The organism is Nakamurella sp. GG22 (genome assembly GCF_052976845.2).
In genome coordinates, this window is the sequence record NZ_JBRIIO020000011.1 from 100934 (window position 1) to 118402 (window position 17469).

Genomic DNA, 17469 nt, shown 5'->3' on the forward strand with positions numbered 1-17469 from the left:
CTGCAGGTTCGTTGGCGCGTGTGGGCCGCATGCAACCGCTTGTGGCTATGCGTCCGTCTCACAGTGGACAGCTGGGAGGCAGCCATGCCACGAGTCCGGTCCGATCTCGTCACGATCCTCTGTCTGGCACTGGGGCTGGTGCTGGCCGGATGTGCGGCGCCCGCCCCTGATCGGACAGGAGTGCCCGCCGCTGTTTCGGCAGCCTCTCCGGCACCGACGACCAGCTCCCAGGCACCCGCGGCCGACACCTCGGAGCTGCGCGGGATCACCTGGCTGATGACCTCGGCCGTGGTCGACGGCAAGGCGGTGGCGGTTCCCGGGGCGTTCGAGGGCAACGGCGGGCTGACCCTCACCTTCGGGGACGGCACCCTCGGCGGCTACGACGGCTGCAACTGGTTCGGTGGCCCGGCGACTGAGGTCAGCGGAACCATCACACCGAAGGAAGGCGAAACCATGACCACCGCCATGGGCTGCCCGCCGGGTTCGGGGCTGACCGACGCGTACACCGGCTTCCTCCGCAGTCCCTTCCCATGGACGATCGGCGACGAGGTGTTGAGAATCGGCGGCGATGGCGCCACCCACTTCGATTTCGTACCGTTCCCCGAAGGATTCCCATCAGAACTCGCCGGCGAGAACTACCCGACGATCGCGGTGGGCACGGACGGCGGCCTTCGGTACCGCATCTACCTGTCGCGCAACAACCCCGGCCAGGATCTGTGCGTGAGCATGGAGTTCCGCAACGAGCCGGGGCAGAACCGGCAGTCGGCGTACGCCTGCCGGTCCACCGACACGGCGCGGCAGTACGTGGTGAACCCGACCGACTTCCACAGCAGCACCATCGACGATCGAGGACTGGTGCTCAGCGCCGTGCCGTCCGGGACGGCGACTCGGATTGTCGTGAAACAGAAGTCGGGCAGATCGACGGAGCTGACGCTGACGCCGATTTCCGGCACGGACTATCTGGCGTTCTACGGTTTCGTCCCCGACCCGCAACGCGGAGACAGCGTGCTGTTCTACGACAAGAACGGCACGCAGATCGATCCGGCCTGGGATCCGTACTGGTAGCTGAACGACAATCCCAGCGGCCGTCTGAGCGGAGGACGACCCCGCCGCCCCCTCCCGGCCCGGACGGGGACGACCTCGCCACCCCTGCCCGGCCCGGTGCGGACGACCATGCAGCGCGGTGCGCGTCGAGTGCCATCAAAGCAGGGAGATTCGCGCCCCCGCGGCCCCAGGACCCTGCTCCTGTGGCAGTGGGCAGAGGATGGCGGGCTGGTCGCGCCGATCGATGAAGGAGTCCAAGACCGCCGCGCCTACCGCCCGCCCACACGGAGGGGCACACAGCACCGTTCGCCCGGCGAATGGTTACGGTGGGCTGATGCTGATTGCCGAAGATCTGCTGCTGCTCGCGACGGACGACGCCACCGGCAAGACCGCGGTGTCGTCCAGCCAACTCGACCCGGCCCTGGCCGGCGCTGTGCTGATGGAGCTCGTGATGCTCGGCAGAGTCAACCTTGAGGGCGACGACCGGAAGGCGAAGGTCGTCGTCATGAACCCCGCGTCCTCGGGAGATCCGGTGCTCGATGCCGCGCTGCAGAGGCTCACCGACAAGGGCCCGGTGAAGCCCTCACAGGCCATCAGTGTCCTCGGCAAAGGCCTGCGCGACCGGTTGAACGGGGTCACTGGAGAAGCGCGGAATCCTGCGCCGCGAGTCCGGCAGGGTGCTCGGGTTGTTCCCGACCACCCGCTGGCCCGCGCAGGACGCCGGCTTCGAGGCGCGTGTTCGGGGAGCGGTCGGCGCGGCACTGGTCATGGGCGTCGAACCGGACGGCAGGACCGCGGCGATCATCTCCGTGCTCACCGCCGCGGACATGCTCAGGACGGTCGTCGACAAGCCCGACCTCAAGGTCGCGAAAGCCCGCGGCAAGGAGATCGGCGAGGGGAACTGGGCCAGTGACAGTGTGCGCAAGGTGATCCGGGAGGCTCAAACAGCGATCACGACCGCGGTCATGGTCAGCACCACCATGGCCGCCTCGAGCTGAACCCGGTCGCCGGCCGCGGATCAGAAGGGCCGGGCGGTACATGGGCCGGCCGGCGTCACGAACCGCCAGTGTCCGAGAGCGAGGCGGTAGCGGTCCCACCCGGGGCCGAGAGCCGGGACGTCGCGACGGACGACGCGGCCAGCGAGACCATCGCGACCACCACGATCGCGGTGTCGGCGCCCCACAGGTCGGCCAGTGGGCCGGCGATCAACGATCCGACGGCGATTGCACCGACGTTGAGCTGGTCGTAGACGCCGAACACCCTGGCGACCAGTTCGTCCGGCGCCGCCCGCTGCAGCAGCGTCACCGACATCACCTCGGCGATCAGGGTCGTCGCGCCGGCAATGGCGACGAGGGTGACGGTCAGCGGCAGCCAGCCGACGATGCCCACCAAGGCGGTGCAGACCGCGAAGACCGTCATCACCGAGAAAGCAGCGGCGCCGGTCGGGTGTGGGCGGCCATCCGGTTGACGACGGCCATCGCACCCAACGCGCCGATCGACAGCCCGGCGTTCAGCCAGCCGACGGTGCCGGTACCGCCCAGCACCCGCTCGGCCAGCAGCACCATCGCGACCACCAGGTAGCCGTAGAGGAAGTTGTCGATGACGGCCACCGTCATCGGCCGGCGGACCGACGCGCGTAGCGCCACCAGCCGCAGCCCGTCGAGCAGCGCGGACGCCGATACGGGGACGACCGCGGGCCGCGGCAGTCGAACCCGGGCCGACAACGCGGCCGCGACGACGAACAGCACGGCAGCGACAACGGTGGCCAGGGCCGGTCCGCTGCCGGACAGCAGCAGCAGCCCGAGCACCCCAGGCCCGGCGATCCAGGTGGCGTTCTCCACGCCGGTCACCAGTGCATTGGCAGCCGGAAGCTGTTCGTCAGCAATGCATTCCGGCGTCGCTGCGGCCAGCGCGGGATACGACGGGGTGGCCAGCACGGCCGTCCCGGCGGCCACCGCCACCAGTACCGGAACCGGCCAGTGCGCCAGCAGTGCGGCGGCCAGCAGCACCGCGCAGGCGGCCCGTGAGACAAAGGACACCGTCAGCACCAGGCTCCGCGAGTACCGGTCAGCGAGCAGGCCCGCGTACCCGGAGAACACCACGTACGGCGCGAACCCGAGCGCCACGGTCAACGACACCCACACCCCGGACGACGTCCGGGCCAACACCTCGATGCCGACCGCGAGGGTCAGCACCAGTTGCGCCACGGTGCCGGAGCCATGGCCGGCCAGTAGCAACCCGAACCGGCGCTCGCGCAGGGCAGACCGGAAGGTCGGCTCGGCGGCTGTCGCCGCAAGATCGGTATCGACGGGACCGCCATGGAACGGGCCGTCATCCGCAGGGTCGGTACCCACGGGGTCGGTCATCCCAGCGGCCCGAACTCTTCGCGCAGCGGCGGGAAGCCGTTGAAGCCGACCGACGAGTAGGTCGCGGTGTAAGCGCCCGCGGACAGGAAACGGAGCCGGTCGCCGGGTCGCAGGTCCAGCGGCAGCAGGTATCGGTGACGTTGATAGAGCACGTCGAGGCTGTCGCAGGTGGGCCCGGCGAGGATGGTCTCGCCGACCTCGCCGGCCAGCGGCTCGCCGTCCCGGAGAACCTGCAGGCGGTACAGGATGCTTTCGCCGTAGGCCTCGACCAGCCCGGTGAAAAGGCCCGCGTCGAGGTTGACCCACCGGGTACCGGCGCGCTCGGAGACCAGCACGACCTCGGTCTCCAGGACTCCGGCATCGGCGACCAGGTGACGTCCGGGTTCGGCCATCAGTTCCGGCCGGTCGTCGCCGAAGTGCCGGTGCATGGCGTCGTCGATCGCCCGGCCGTAGGCGGAGATCGGCGGTGCGTCGGTCAGCAGGTGTGCCGGGAGCCCACCGCCGATGTTCACGACGGCCAGTTCCGCCCCGTCGCTGCGCACACCCCGGCGCAACTCGGCGGCCAGAGCGAGCGGTGCGTCCCAGGCGTTCGGGTCCCGTTGCTGACTCCCGATGTGGAACGCAACACCGAGCCGGTGACCGGCCCGGTGCGCGGCAGCGAGCAGCGCCGCCGCCTCGGCCGGTGGGCAGCCGAACTTTCCGCCCAGCGCCCAGTCGGCGCCGGCTCCGGTGGTGGCGAGCCGCACCAGCACCGTCGAACCGGGAGCGGCGGCGGTGATCTTCGTCAGCTCGGCAGCGCAGTCCAGCGTGAACGTGTCGACCCCGCGCCGGGCGGCGTACCCAATGTCCGCCGACTTCTTGATCGTGTTTCCGTAGGAGAGGTCCTCTGGCCGGCCGCCTGCTGCGAGAACGGCGTCGACCTCCCCGGGGCTGGCGACGTCCCATCGGCAGCCCAGCGCGGCCAGTGCGCGCAGGACCGGTGCGGCGGGATTCGCCTTGACCGCGAAGTGCAGCGCGACATCCGGCAGCGCAGCCTGCAGACCGAGGAAGAGATCCCGGACCATCGCCGTGTCGACCCGCAGAACGGGTGTGACCGGTAGGCGGGATCCCGCCCCGTCAACCGTGACCTCGTCGGACTCTTCTAGCAGCACGGTCGGTGTCACATTGCCCCCTTGTCCGGACATGGCCGGGTGGTCTCGGGTGATGTCGCCCCAGATGTCCGGAGCGCGTGACGACCCGCCCTGATACCCGACCGCTTACCGGCAGTACGGCGCGCACACTGACCACCGGCAATTCGCGCTGCACCGGCCGGGTTGCCGTGGAAGGGAGAACCGCGTGGAGATCCGGTTTGTCGAGGCGCCCTCCGCCCCCGGGACCGCCGTAGAAGTGACGGATCGCCGACTGGACGAGCTGCCGGAGCTGCTGACCCGGGACGACGGCATCGTCTGGGTCGATGTCCAGTCGTGGGATGACGACGCTGCCGTGACGCTGACCGAGGTGTTCTGCTTCCACCCGCTAGCGATCAGGGATTGCCAGGAGCGGAATCAGGTGCCCAAGGTGCACGTGTATAGCGATCATCTGTTCCTGGTGTTGCATGCACCGTTCGCCGGCAAGTCGGGCCATGTGCACTACATCGAGCTCGACCAGTTCGTCGGCCGCAACTACCTGGTCACCGTGCACGGTCCGCTCAATCCCGCGGTCGATCCGAAGGTGGCCACCGTCGAGGTGCAATCGCTGCTGAACCGGCTGGCGTCAGGAAGGCTGCGGCCGCAGCACGCGTACGAGCTGTCGCATGCCATGGTGTCGGCGTTGACCGGCAGGCTCCGCAACTACACCGCCGTGCTCACCCAGGACGTCTGGAAGCTCGAACAACGTGTCACTGCGGGCCATCTCGGGAACCCCGAGGAATTTCTGGAGGAGATGTTCCGCGCGCGGCACGGGCTGTTGACCGTCGAGACGATGGCGGGTCTGAGCCGCGAGGTCTATGCGCGGATGGCCAAGATCCAGGCCTTCGGACCGGGCCGGGGCGCCGAGTTGGTCGACGACAGCGTCGATCAGTTCGACCGGCTACGGGCGATGTCGCACGGCCAGAAGGACTACCTGGTCGGCACCATCGAGTTCTATCAGGCGCGGACCAACACCAAGATGACGATCGCCGCCGAGCGGCTGGCGGTGATCGCGGCCGTCACGCTGCCGATCACCGCGTTGTCCTCGATCCTCGGGATGAACGTGATCGTGAACGACGAGACGCACTACGGCCAGTTGGCGGTCGCACTCGTCACCATGCTGATCATGTCGATCACCCTGCTGATCTGGGCCAAACGCAAGGGCTGGTGGTAGCGGGTCAGCCGTTCGCGGCGATCTGCCGCAGTCGCTCCAGCCGGCCGGACTCGTAGTCGGCGAACCAACCGTCCGCGGCGAGCAGCTCCACCGCGGCCGCGGCATGATCCGCGGCATCCTCCCGGCGCCCGGTCGCCAGGAGCAGCTCGGTGAGTTCTTCCTCGACGTACCCGTCGGCGGGGCCATGGGCGGCCAGCCGCTGCTGGATCTCGAGCGCCTCGTCGAATCTGGCCAGTGAACGCAGCGCTCGCGCGACGGCCCAGCGGGCTACCCGTACCTGCTCGATGGTGCCGTGCACGGAGTATGCGGCCAGCGCCGCCTCGAACTCCTCCAGAGCAGCGGCGTAATCGCCGGCGTCGTGCCGCGCCCAGCCGGCATTGTTGTGCAGCGAGCCCGCCCAGCGTTGGGTGCGCGGGTCCTCGGAGCGCCCGACGGCACGCAGCGCCTGCGCCGTCCAGTCGTCGGCGTGATCGCGATCGGTGATGGCCAGCATGTGCGCGGCGTCGACCTCGAGGAAGTCCTCGCCGGCGGCGCGGGCCGCGCCGAGGGCGTCGATGAAGTGTTCGGTGGCCGCCGCCGGGCTTCCCGAGGAGTTCAGCAGCCGGCCGCGCTCGAGAGACAGCCGGATACCGACGACCGGGTCCGCGCAGCCGCGCAGCGCGACGACGTCCAGCAGGGCGCGGGCATCGTCGATGCGGTCCTGCAGACCCAGTGCCCTGGCCAGCTGGGTGGTCAGCTCCGCGAGTTCGGTGCTGTCGTCCGGGGCACGGTCCAGCGCCTCGCGCAGTCGCTGCTCCGAGCCGGCGGGATCAGAGAAGTCCCAGAGGGCGTCAAGGACGACCGGATCCAGCCGTTGCGAGTCCGGAGCACCCGAGGACGCAGCGGCCGACTCACCAAGGAATGTCATCAACGAACTCCGGCCGTCGGGGTGATCACGACATCACCGCGACGGCCTCGCACAGGAGCGTCTACCGACGTCGGGACGGCGCGACGTACACAGCGGGATCGTCGTCGCTGATTTCGTCAACGTACTTCGAATAGATCGCCAGGGGATCGTCGTCATCGTCGTCATCATCGACGACGGGCGGTGGCGGGGGCTGATACACCGCCCCGCCGGTCAACTCGCGCTGCAAGGCGTTGACGTCGATCGACGAGGTGTGGTACTTGAGCTCCCGTGCGACCTTCGTTTGCTTAGCCTTCTGACGGCCACGCCCCATGGCGGACCCCCTTGCAGTAAGAAGCGGGGCGGCCGAGAAACGGCGGCCCCGGAATCAGGTGTGTTTCGTGGTGTCAACAGTACAGGCTCGATCGTGCGCTTCCCACACCCACCCGACGGTCGGAGCGGCGAACCGGCATCCGGTATCGGGTGGCACGGCCATCGTATGCGGTCGCCGATCAGAACACGCCAGGAGCGATCTGCACTGTGCCGACCGGCACACCACCGCCCAGCACGGTGCCCGTCCCGAGCTCGTCGAGCAGGTCAGAGGCGGAGCCGTCAGGCGCGGTGCTGTCAGGCGCGGTGCTGTCAGGCGCGGTGCTGTCAGAGGCGGAGTTGTCAGAGGCGGAGCCGTCAGAGGCCGAGCCGGCCGCGGCGGAGCCCACCCCCAGCAGTCTGAGTGCGGCGATCAGCACCGGCATCCGCGCCCGGTCGCCGCCGTCGGTGATCTTCACTGCGACGCACCTGCCGTCCGGCAGGGCCGCGCAGTGCACCCCCTCGGCGCCGCCCTTGACGAGCAGCCCGGGGAACGCCTGCATCAGCCGGGTGTCCTCCCGGCCGGTCCCGCCCACCATCTCGGGGTGTGCGCGCATCGCATCGGACACGGTGCGCTCCGGGGTGCCGGCAGCGGCCGCGGTGACGGCGCCGAAGCCGCGCGCCAGTGCCAGCAGGGAGACGGCGAACAGCGGCGCGCCGCAGCCGTCGATCCCGACGGCTGACGGTGCCTCGCCGGTGAGCCGGGTGATCTCCCGCGCGACCTGCCGCTGCAGTGGATGGTCTGCCCCGACGTACCCGTCGATGGGCCAGCCGGCCGCGAGGCTGGCGGTCAGCATCCCGGCGTGCTTGCCGGAGCAGTTCATGTAGATGCGGCGTGCCTGGGAATCAGCGGGGCCGACGCCGGCCAGCAGGACCGCCAACCTCGCGGCGTCGTTCATCGGCAGCGCGGTCGGGCAGCGCAGGTCGTCCTCGGTGACGCCGGCCCGGTCCAGCATCGCGAGCGCACGGTCGACGTGCATCGGCTCGCCCGAGTGCGAGGCCGACGCCAGCGCCAGGTCGGCGCCCGCCAGGTCGGCGCCACTGTTCAGCATGGCCACGGACTGGAAGGGCTTGCTCGACGAACGCGGAAAGATCGGGCTCTCGACATCGCCGGTCCGGTGCAGGAGCGATCCGTCGGCGTCGGTGATCACGACGGCGCCGTAGTGCGATCCCTCATGGAATCCGGAGCGGTAGACGCGGACGAGTTCGGTCGGGACGGTGGACAAGGCTGTGCTCCTGGCATGGGTCGGCGTGGTGGTTGTGTCGGGGCCGGCGTGGTGGTCGCCTCGAGAGTGGCGTGGCGGTGCTGTCGGGCACGGCGCGGTCAGCTGAGGAGCGCGACCGCGTCCGGGTCAGGCATCGGACAACAATGCCAGCAACACCGCGGGATCGATGTTCCCGCCGGACAGCACGGCCACCGTGCGGCCGCCGGGCAACAGCTCGGGATGGTGCAGGAAAGCGGCCGCTGCGACGGCTCCGCTGGGCTCGGCGACCAGCCGGGCCTCCAGCAACAGCCGGCGGGTGGCGTCCGCTATCTCGTCCTCAGTGACCGTCACGATGTCGTGCACCTGGGTCGAGATGTGCTGCCAGGGAAGCTCTCCCACGCTGAACGTGCGGAGTCCGTCGGCCATCGTGCGCGCCGTCTGCGCGGGCGTCCACGGGATCCGCCGGCCCGCCCGGAAGGACTCGGCAGCGTCACCGGCGAGTTCCGGCTCCACGCCGACCACCTTGACGTCCGGCAGCAGTGCCGTCATCGCTGCCGCGATCCCGGAGATCAGCCCGCCGCCGGACACCGGGACGAGGACCGTTCTGACGTCGGGAGCGTCGTGCGCGATCTCCAGCCCGACGGTGCCCTGGCCCGAGATGACGTCGGGGTCGTCGAACGGCGGGATCAGCGCCTTACCGGTCTCCTGGGCGAGCTCCAGGGGCCGGCTGAAACGCTGTTCGACAGGAACCAACTCGACCGTGGCGCCCAGGTCGCGGGTCGCCTGCACCTTGCGGGCGGGTGCGTTCTCGGGAATGACGATGTGCGCATCGATGCCGAACGCCCGCGCCGTGTAGGCGACAGCCTGCGCGTGGTTCCCGGAGGAGTGCGCCAGCACGCCGCGTGCTCGGAGCTCCGGATCGAGGCGGGAGATCGCCGTCACCGCGCCCCGGATCTTGAACGCGCCGATGGGCTGCAGGTTCTCCGGCTTGATCCACAACCCGGGCCACGGCGAGGCCAGCAGCGGTGTGCGGACGGCGTGCGGCCGGATGAGCTCGGCGGCGTCGAGGATCTGGTCGAGAGTGACCATCGGTGGCGTCATCGGGTTCAGTTCCGCCGTATATGGCTCAGCGCCCGCCGGTCGATCGCCGACAGCGGGGTCGCGGTGTCGGCGGCGTCCAGCGCGTCCGCCGGATCGACCGCCGCATCGATGGTGCCGGCGAGCACCGGTGTGCCGACATCGACGGTGCGCTTCACCAGCGCGAGTGCGATCGGCCCGTCCTCGTAGTGGTGCGCCACGGTCCCGACCCGGCCCACCACCCTGCCGCCCGGGCCGACGACCGGCTGTCCGGTCTCCGGCAGTGCCTCCACGGAGCCGTCCAGGTTGAGCATCACCAGCCGGCGCGGCGGGCGGCCGAGGTTGTGCACCCTGGCGACGGTCTCCTGCCCGCGGTAGCACCCCTTCTCCAGGTGGACCGCGGTGGCCAGCCAGGACACCTCGTTGGGAATGGTGCGGTCGTCGGTATCGACGCCCCACCGCGGCCGGCGGGTGGGAATCCGCAGCGCATCCGCTGCCCAGCTCCCGGCCGGAACGGCGCCGGCGGCGACGAGGGAGCGTGCCAGCGCGGCGATCTGGTCCCGCGGGACGAGGAGATCGAGGCCGCCGTCGTCGGACGGTCGCACGAAGCCACCGGCTGCCAGCGGTACGGCACGGCTCAGATCCAGGGCGGCGGCCGCAGGGGTCAGCACCTGCTTGGCGACGGTCCGCGCCTTCGGCCCGGCAAGTGTCAGCAATCCGAACGCCGCGGACGCGTCGGCGACGTCGACCTTCGACCAGAACCGCATGCCGTCCAGGTAACCCAACAGCCCGACGCCCGCGCCGGGCTCGGTGTCCAGGTAGGCCGTGCCGTCCAGTTCGGTGATCGAGAAGTGGTGCTCGACATGGCCTTGCGGTGACAGCACGAGGGCCTGCGTGCTCTGGCCGTCACTCATCGAGCTGAGGAACTGGCTCGTCAGTGTGTGCAGCCAGGTCAGCCGGTCGTCGCCGGTCACGGTGATGACCGACCGGTTCGAGCGGTCGAACAGCGCCATGGACGACACGGCGGCTCGCTGCTCATCCATCGGGTCGCCGTAATGCCAGGCAATGCCGGCGTCAAGGCCGGTGGCACTCACCGCTCCGGGCAGCTGCAGCAGAGGCGAGTGATACGGGACGGGGGCCAGCGGTGTTGCCATACCCCCATGGTAGTTAGCGGGAGTTGTGGCCCGGAAATCGCGAGAAATGAGGCGCAGGTCACATTCCGCGAGCGGCCGTCGATTGGTTGACCTGCCCACCGACCGGCACAATTGCGCCTCATGGTGGTCGGCGACAGTGACGTCTCCGTTGCCGCGGCGGCGTCGGTGGCCGGGCGGCGGCGCTCGCCCGTGTTCAACGGACACGGCGTCACGCCGTTCGTCGAACTCGACCGCCCGGCCTGGGCCGCCCTGGCCGCTTCCACACCTCTGCCGCTCTCCAGCGAGGAGGTCGAACGGCTCCGTGGCCTTGGCGATCCGATCGACCTGGACGAAGTGGAGAACATCTACCTGCCGCTCTCCCGGCTGCTGAACATGTACGTCGGCGGTACCGGGGCGCTGCACCAGGTCACCACCACGTTCCTCGGCGAGCGCACCGAGCGGACCCCCTTCGTCATCGGTGTCGGCGGCTCGGTGGCGGTCGGGAAGTCGACGACCGCCAGGGTGCTGGCGGAGATGCTGGGCCGCTGGCCCGACACGCCCCGCGTCGAGCTGGTCACCACCGACGGTTTCCTGTATCCCAACCGGATCCTGCAGCAGCGGAACATGATGGAGCGCAAGGGGTTTCCCGAGTCGTACGACCGGAGGGCGCTGCTCAGGTTCGTCGCGGAGGTGAAGTCGGGGGCGGCCGAGGTGCGCGCCCCGAGATACGACCACCTGACGTACGACATCCTCCCCGACGACCAGGTGATCGTCCGGCGGCCGGATGTGTTGATCCTCGAGGGGCTCAATGTCCTGCAGCCGGCCAGCCTGGATCAAACGGGCCGCAGTGCGCTGGCGTTGTCCGACTTCTTCGACTTCTCGATTTATGTCGACGCGCACCCGGTCGATATCCGGCGGTGGTACGTCGAGCGATTCCTCCGATTGCGGGAAACCGCGTTCGCCGATCCGGGCTCCTATTTCCGCCGGTATGCCGGTTTGACCGACAGCGAGGCGGTGGAAATGGCCAACAGCATCTGGTCGTCCATCAACGAGCCGAACCTGGTCGAGAACATCCTGCCCACCAGGGGCCGGGCGACGCTGGTGATGATCAAGGGCCCGGACCACGCCGTGTCCAGGATCAGGCTGCGCAAGCTCTGACCGCTGCCGGCTCCCGCTCCGGCGCGGGAGCCGCGGCGGGTGGCACTGCCCGGCATCCCCTACCGTGTGCACCGTGACGGACCACCCCGCGCCGCTGGTGGCGCTGCTGGACGGAAGCCTGCTCGATCCCGAGGAGCCGTTGCTCCGCCCGGACGATCTCGGGGTGCTGCGCGGCGAGGGGGTGTTCGAGACCACCCTGGTGGTCGACGGCGTCCCCCGCGATCTCAACGATCACCTGGCCAGGCTCGCGATCTCCGCCGAGATGACGGGAATGGTCGTCCCCGGACCGGAAGAATGGCGTCGGGCGGTCATGGCCGTTGTCCAGGCCTGGGACGGCGGGCGGCAGATGGTGATCCGGCTGGTGGCCAGTCGCGGGCCGGAGTCTGCCTCGACGCCGGTCTGTTACGCCCTCGGTGCGGCGCTGTCGCCGGTCAGCATCCGGCAGCGGGTGAACGGTGTCCGTGTCCTGCTGCTGAACCGGGGTTTCACCGCCGAGAGTGCGGAGGCCGCGCCGTGGCTGCTGGCCGGCGCCAAGACGCTGTCCTACGGCGTCAACATGGCCGCCCTGCGGCACGCGACGGCGAACGCCGCCGATGACGTGATCTTCCTCGGGTCGGACGGTGCCGTCCTGGAGGCGCCGACGGCGTCGGTGGTGGTGGCCCGCGGGCGCACGCTTCTCACGCCGCCGAGCCCCGGGATTCTCGACGGCATCACCGTGCGGCGGCTGTTCAGGGTGGCCGTTGATGCCGGCTGGTCCACCGACAGCACAGTGCTGACGGCGGCGGATCTGCATGCCGCCGACGGCGTGTGGCTCGCCTCCAGCGCGAGATTGCTGGCGCCCGTCATCGCGATCGACGGGATCGAGCGGTCCGACGGCGGCCTGACCGCGGAATTGTCGGCGCTGCTCGAGGTCCCCGTCTGATTTCCGTGACGGGTCTGCTCAGTACTTGTCGGGTCTGATCACCCCTTGACGGCGCCCGCGCTGGCGCCGCGGACGAAGTACCGCTGGAATATGAAAAACACGATGGCGACCGGAATCGTCATCAGCAGGGCCGCGGCCATTTTCAGCGGGAATTGCGTCCCGCCGCCGAGTTGTCCGCTGACCAGCGTGGCGACACCGGACGTCAAGGTGTTCAGTTCAGGGCTCTGGCGCGAAACGATGAAGTGCGGCAGTTCGTTCCAGGACGCCTGGAACGACAGGATGGTGAGCGTGATCACCGCCGGCCGTGCCATCGGCAGCACGACCGACCAGAAGGTCTTGAATGCACTCGCGCCGTCCAACCGCGCCGACTCCTCGACCTCGATCGGGATGCTGATGAAGAACTGACGCATGATGAAAACCCCTGCGGCATCTGCGATCAGCGGGATGATCATGCCGAAGTAAGTGTTGAAGATGCCCAGCTGGACGAGAACGAGATACTTGGGAATCAGCAGCACCACGCCGGGAACGGCCAGGAGAGCGATGAAGAGTGCCGACATCGCCGACCGTCCGGCGAAGTGCAGTCGGGCGAGCGCGTACCCGGCCAGCGAATCGAAGAACACCCGCCCGATGGTGACAAAGAACGTGACGATCACCGAGTTCATGAACCAGAGCGGGAAGTCGCGGGACGCCAGGTTCCGGTAAGCATCCAGCGTCCATTCTTGTGGGATCGGGTTGAGCGGATTGGCAGCGGCGTCGGGGTCGAACTTGAAAGACGTGCCGACCTGGATGAGGAACGGGTAGAGGTAGATGAGCGAGAAGAAGATCAGGACCAGGTAGATCAACCAACCGAGCCGCCAGCGCCGCTTGACCGTTTCTGGGGACGCCTTGGCGACCGGCCCGGCGAGTGGCCGTCCGGACAAAGTGGTGCTCACTTTCCCTCCCAGGAGGCGATGCGGCGGCTGCGTGCAAGCGTGGCGCGATCCCGCATCACAAACCGCTGGATCAGGCTGAAAACGACGATGATGGCGAAGAGAATGAACGCGATCGCTGCGCCCTGGCCCCACTTACCGTTCGTGAACGAGGCCTGGTACGACAGGAACGCGGGGGTGAGGGTGGTCTTTGCCGGTGCCCCCTGGCTCATGATGTAGACCGCGTCGAAGACCTGCCAGGTTCCGATCAGGCCAAGGGTCAAGACCAGGAACATGGTCGGCTTGAGGGCCGGCAGGGTGACGGCCCGGAACCGTTGCCAGGTCGAGGTGCCGTCCACCATCGCGGCCTCCTGCACATCGTCGGGGATGTCCTGCAGGGCGGCCAGGAACAACAGCATGAACGTGCCGGAGGTGGTCCACACAGCCAATGTGATCAGGGCGCACATCGCGACCGAAGGCCCGGCCCACCATTGCCACCAGGTGAGCCCCAGGAAGTCGTGGCTGGTCTGCCACTCGGGGGGCGACTCGGTGTCGACCCCTACCAAACCCAACAGGATGTGGCCGACGCCCCTGGGGTCGGCGAACCAGTTGGGCCCGTTGATCCCGAACCACGCCAGAATGGCGTTGACCACGCCGGAGGCGTTGAACAGGAACAGAAACACGATCGAGATCGCCACCGACGACGTGACCGACGGGAAGTAAAAGGCACTGCGGAAGAATCCCTTGCCGCGCAGCCGGCGCCGATTCAGTGTGGTGGCGAGTAGCAGCGCGAGAATTGTCTGCAGCGGCACGACCAGAAGGACGTAATACATGTTGTTGCGCAACGACGTGGCCAGATCCCTCTGTGCCAGACCAGGTTTGGTCAGCAGGGCCTGGTAGTTGTCGACGCCGATGAAGTTCGCCTTCAGCGGCGAACCCTTGCCAGTCCAGTCGGACAGCGACACCCACAGCGCCGAGATCACCGGCAGCAGAACGAAGACGACGATGACGATGACCGCCGGGGCGATGAACAGCCAGCCCGGAACGGCGTCCCGGTTGCGGGACCCGCGCGGGCGTTTGGGCGGAGCCTTCTTTTCGATGGTGCGGGATCGTTCGATGTCTGCGATGGACTCTTCGACTCCGCCGCTGCCAATGACGGACATAGGGGCTCCTGAAGGCTTGCCGCGCAACGAAATCGCGGAAGTGCGGTGGTGGGGTGTGTGTCCGGTCGGGGGTGTTCCGGTCGACGACGCACAGGGACGACGTGCTGAGCCGACTGGGCACGGCCGGTGTGCGCCCCGCACCGGCCGTACCCGGCGGGATCAGCCGCCGATGGCGTCGGTCAGGTTCTGCTGGACCGAGTCGAGAATGGTCTTCGGGTCGGCGCCCGTGGGCAGGCCCTCCAGCTGCGCCTTGTAGTCGGCGAGCACGTCGGTGATCCCGGCTGACCCGATGACGCCCTTGGCGTACTCGACCCCCTTGACGAAGGGTTCGTTCTTCGGAAACTCCTTGAGATAGTCCGCCTCCGCCGACTGGATCGACGGGATGACGCCGAAATCCTTCGCGAACGTCAGCTGCTGGTCCTTGGCGGTCATTGCCTCGACGAATGCCCTTGCCTGGTCGGGGTTCTCGGTCGTGGCAGAGATACCCCAGCAGTTGGTGAACACCAGGGTGCCCTTGTCGCCCGACGGCCCTGACGGGAGTTCGGCGACCGTGTATTTGGTGTTGGGGAAGTCCTTCTGCAGCGCTCCGAGCAGCCAGTTGCCCTCGATCGTCATGGCTGCGCTGCCCTTGCCGAAGGCTTCACCGGCCCAGCCGGCACCCAGCTGCTTGGGCGTCTTGAACGCCCCATCCTGCAATTGGGTCTGCACGTACTTGAGGGCGTCGACGTTCTTCGGGTCATTCGCCGTGATGTTGCCGTCCTGGTCGACCAGGAATGCGCCATTTTGCACCATGAAGGCATTGAGCCGGTCGCCCTCCGGGGAGAGAGCCAGCCCCGCGACATCACCGTTGGTGAGCTTCTTGGATACCTCCGCGAGCTGGTCCCAGGTGGTTGGAATATCCGCATCGGTCAGCCCGGCATTGGTCCACAAGTCGGTGTTGATGAACAGGGCCAGCGTGGACATGTCCTTGGGTGCGCAGTAGAACTTGTCCTCGTAAGTGAACGTCTGCTTCAGGGCCGGATAGAAGTCTTCGGAATTCGAGAGCGAGTCCGCGTACGGGAGTAAGTTGCCCGCTTTTGCGTAGTTGGCGAACTGATCCGTGCTGACGTAGAAGACATCCGGCGCGTCACCGGACGAAAAGCCCTGAGCCAGTTGCTGAACCAGTTCCTGCGCGGGGGTCGCGGTCACCTTGGTGCCGGTCTTCTCGGTGAAGGCGGCGGCAGCCGAGTCGATGGCTGCGGTTTCCGCGGGACCGGACGCCCCGTAGAGCAGGGTGATCTCGCCGCCGCCCGCGGCCGCGCCGCCGCTCGAGGCGTCCGCACCGGCACCGCCGGATGCGGCACCGCCCGATGCGTCTGCGGCCGGGGCTGAATCCGCAGAGGTCGCACTGCCGGCACCCGGGGTCGAGCTGCTGGCGCCGCCGCACGCGGCGGCGAGGACCAGCGTGGTGATGCCGGTGACGGCGATGGCCGTCCGCCGGAATCTGTTGGCAAACATCGGTATTCCTCCAGGGGGTAGGTCAGCCGGCGCGATGGATTCGGCAGGCGGTGTGCGGGGACTGCGTTCGGAAAGCTGGTCGGGAGATGCCTGGCCGGTAGAGCTCGGGCCGGGTGGCGGTCAGGCCGTTCTGCAGGTCGAGCCGCGGAGCGCGAGGGCGGGCGCGAGCAGGACGTGTTCCGCAGGCGGCCCCTCGCCGGGGTGGTTGATCTGATCGAGGACGATCCGCAGGCAGTGCTCGGCCACTTGTTGCAGCGGTTGGGTGAGCGATGTCAGGTCAGCGCCCTGCGCCTTGTCGCTGTCGTCGAATCCAACGACAGCGACGTCCTTGCCGACCCGCAGGCCGCGGTCCTGCACCGCTGCAAGAGCGCCGAGCGCGACGATGTCCGACACGCAGACAATCGCGCTGACATCGTTGTCACCCAGCAGATCCGCTGCGGCGGCCCGGCCGGCGTCGATGTCATTGAGGCAGCGCCGTGGTTCCGGAACGGACAGGCCGTCGGCGCTCACCGTGCCCGCCCAGCCCGAGAGCCTGTCGTTGCCGACATCGGAATCCCCGGGCCAGCCGACGAAACCGATTCGTCGATGTCCGGAGTCGAGCAGGTGTCGGGTGGCCGCCCTGGTGCCGGCAGCTCCGTCGACGTCCACCCAGGAGTGTCCGTTGCCACCGTCCCATGGACGACCGAACGTCACGAAGGGAACGGCCGCCGCGCCGAGATGTCTCGTGCGCCGGTCGCCGGAGTGGGTATACGTGAGCACGAGTCCGTCGACGTTCCATCTGTCGAGAAGCTCGTCGTAGGAATCGATCTCGCGCTCGTCGTCGTCGGCCGTGTACAGGATCACCCGGTAGTCGGCGGCGGCCGCCGCCTCGGTCACGGCGTGCAGGAAGCGGTCGAAGACGGTGGGTTCGGGCGCCTGGTGGATGCGCATGCCGAGCAACTGCGATCGCCGGGTACGGAGCTGCTGCGCGGCGAGATGGGGGCGGTAGGAGAGCTCGGCGATGGCTGCCCTGACCCGTTCCGCGGTGTCCGCACGGACGAGCTGAGGTGAGTTCAGCACGTTGGACACCGTCTGGCGGGACACGCCCGCGCGGGCGGCGACGGATCCGAGGGTGGCCCGTTCGCCCCGCGTCTTGCCGGCGCCGGGGGGCTGCCCCGCCGAGGCGTCCGGCGCGTCCGCGTGCGCTGTGTCGAGCAGATTCGAGCCGACCGCCGGTGAAGGCGTCGGTGTCTGCTCGGGCGTCGTCACGCGGTCGTCTCCTCGCTGAGATCGATGAAGCGATGGCCGTTGGATCGATCAAATTCACGCCATCAGCGGTATTGGATCGATCCAAGGATGGTCGTAGTGTTGCCGTGGTCACGAGAAGTGTCAAGGCTCGGGTTCCCAGGAGGCGGTCACAATTTC

General features: G+C 68.5%; 16 protein-coding genes and 2 pseudogenes. 6 read left to right on the plus strand and 12 right to left on the minus strand.

Features of this window, described 5'->3' with window-relative positions:
- Positions 1-84 precede the first annotated feature (84 nt).
- From ACVBEQ_RS12905 to ACVBEQ_RS12915, 3 genes and pseudogenes are all read left to right on the plus strand, one after another.
- The gene (locus ACVBEQ_RS12905; protein ID WP_447153705.1) at positions 85-1065 is read left to right on the plus strand and encodes an META domain-containing protein; all 981 of its coding nucleotides are present in this window, start codon (positions 85-87) and stop codon (positions 1063-1065) included.
- 313 nt (positions 1066-1378) lie between these two features.
- Positions 1379-1660 (plus strand): annotated as a pseudogene (locus ACVBEQ_RS12910) (GOLPH3/VPS74 family protein); the annotation flags it as partial.
- Positions 1661-1682: 22 nt separating this feature from the next.
- The gene (locus ACVBEQ_RS12915; protein ID WP_447153788.1) at positions 1683-2042 is read left to right on the plus strand and encodes a GOLPH3/VPS74 family protein; all 360 of its coding nucleotides are present in this window, start codon (positions 1683-1685) and stop codon (positions 2040-2042) included.
- A gap of 55 nt (positions 2043-2097) precedes the next feature.
- Here the strand turns inward: ACVBEQ_RS12915 and ACVBEQ_RS12920 are convergent, their stop codons facing one another.
- The 3 genes from ACVBEQ_RS12920 to ACVBEQ_RS12930 are packed head-to-tail and all read right to left on the minus strand — an operon-like array spanning position 2098 to position 4573.
- The gene (locus ACVBEQ_RS12920) at positions 2098-2463 is read right to left on the minus strand and encodes an MFS transporter (protein WP_447153706.1); all 366 of its coding nucleotides are present in this window, start codon (positions 2461-2463) and stop codon (positions 2098-2100) included.
- Positions 2463-3398, minus strand: coding sequence for an MFS transporter (locus ACVBEQ_RS12925; RefSeq protein WP_473163177.1), 936 nt, complete (start codon positions 3396-3398; stop codon positions 2463-2465). The genes ACVBEQ_RS12920 and ACVBEQ_RS12925 overlap by 1 nt, the downstream gene beginning before the upstream one ends.
- Positions 3399-3406: 8 nt before the next feature.
- A complete protein-coding gene (locus ACVBEQ_RS12930; RefSeq protein WP_447153708.1) occupies positions 3407-4573 on the minus strand; it encodes a type III PLP-dependent enzyme in 1167 nt (388 codons plus the stop codon).
- Between the two features lie 172 nt (positions 4574-4745).
- On the opposite strand from ACVBEQ_RS12930, the gene ACVBEQ_RS12935 reads away from it, so the two are divergent.
- Positions 4746-5750 carry a magnesium transporter CorA family protein gene (locus tag ACVBEQ_RS12935; RefSeq protein WP_447153709.1) on the plus strand — a complete coding sequence of 335 codons (1005 nt, stop codon included), beginning with the start codon at positions 4746-4748 and terminating at the stop codon, positions 5748-5750.
- A gap of 4 nt (positions 5751-5754) precedes the next feature.
- On the opposite strand, the gene ACVBEQ_RS12940 is transcribed toward ACVBEQ_RS12935, so the two are convergent.
- The 5 genes and pseudogenes from ACVBEQ_RS12940 to ygfZ all read right to left on the minus strand — a co-directional run bounded on the left by ACVBEQ_RS12940 (position 5755) and on the right by ygfZ (position 10438).
- Entirely contained in the window at positions 5755-6657 is a 903-nt protein-coding gene (locus tag ACVBEQ_RS12940) for a hypothetical protein (protein WP_447153710.1), read from the minus strand.
- 61 nt (positions 6658-6718) lie between these two features.
- Positions 6719-6967 carry a DUF3073 domain-containing protein gene (locus tag ACVBEQ_RS12945; protein WP_447153711.1) on the minus strand — a complete coding sequence of 83 codons (249 nt, stop codon included), beginning with the start codon at positions 6965-6967 and terminating at the stop codon, positions 6719-6721.
- A gap of 376 nt (positions 6968-7343) precedes the next feature.
- A pseudogene (locus tag ACVBEQ_RS12950) lies at positions 7344-8228 on the minus strand (asparaginase); the annotation flags it as partial.
- A 126-nt stretch (positions 8229-8354) separates the two neighbouring features.
- Positions 8355-9296, minus strand: a complete 942-nt coding sequence (locus ACVBEQ_RS12955; protein ID WP_447153712.1) for a threonine ammonia-lyase — start codon at positions 9294-9296, stop codon at positions 8355-8357.
- Positions 9297-9313: 17 nt separating this feature from the next.
- Positions 9314-10438 (minus strand): CAF17-like 4Fe-4S cluster assembly/insertion protein YgfZ, encoded by a 1125-nt coding sequence (gene ygfZ, locus ACVBEQ_RS12960; protein WP_447153713.1) that lies wholly within the window; start codon positions 10436-10438, stop codon positions 9314-9316.
- A 120-nt stretch (positions 10439-10558) separates the two neighbouring features.
- On the opposite strand from ygfZ, the gene coaA reads away from it, so the two are divergent.
- A complete protein-coding gene (coaA, locus tag ACVBEQ_RS12965; protein ID WP_447153714.1) occupies positions 10559-11575 on the plus strand; it encodes a type I pantothenate kinase in 1017 nt (338 codons plus the stop codon).
- A gap of 73 nt (positions 11576-11648) precedes the next feature.
- Positions 11649-12497, plus strand: coding sequence for an aminotransferase class IV (locus ACVBEQ_RS12970; protein WP_447153715.1), 849 nt, complete (start codon positions 11649-11651; stop codon positions 12495-12497).
- A gap of 38 nt (positions 12498-12535) precedes the next feature.
- Here ACVBEQ_RS12970 and ACVBEQ_RS12975 read toward each other — a convergent pair whose 3' ends face one another.
- From ACVBEQ_RS12975 to ACVBEQ_RS12990, 4 genes are all read right to left on the minus strand, one after another.
- Positions 12536-13429 carry a carbohydrate ABC transporter permease gene (locus ACVBEQ_RS12975; protein WP_447153716.1) on the minus strand — a complete coding sequence of 298 codons (894 nt, stop codon included), beginning with the start codon at positions 13427-13429 and terminating at the stop codon, positions 12536-12538.
- On the minus strand, positions 13426-14568 hold the full coding sequence (locus tag ACVBEQ_RS12980; RefSeq protein ID WP_447153717.1) for a carbohydrate ABC transporter permease: 1143 nt from the start codon (positions 14566-14568) through the stop codon (positions 13426-13428). The genes ACVBEQ_RS12975 and ACVBEQ_RS12980 overlap by 4 nt, the downstream gene beginning before the upstream one ends.
- Positions 14569-14727: 159 nt before the next feature.
- Positions 14728-16065 carry a sugar ABC transporter substrate-binding protein gene (locus ACVBEQ_RS12985; protein ID WP_447153718.1) on the minus strand — a complete coding sequence of 446 codons (1338 nt, stop codon included), beginning with the start codon at positions 16063-16065 and terminating at the stop codon, positions 14728-14730.
- Positions 16066-16185: 120 nt separating this feature from the next.
- Positions 16186-17313: a LacI family DNA-binding transcriptional regulator gene (locus tag ACVBEQ_RS12990; protein ID WP_447153719.1), complete on the minus strand. Its 1128-nt coding sequence runs from the start codon at positions 17311-17313 to the stop codon at positions 16186-16188.
- Positions 17314-17469 lie beyond the last annotated feature (156 nt).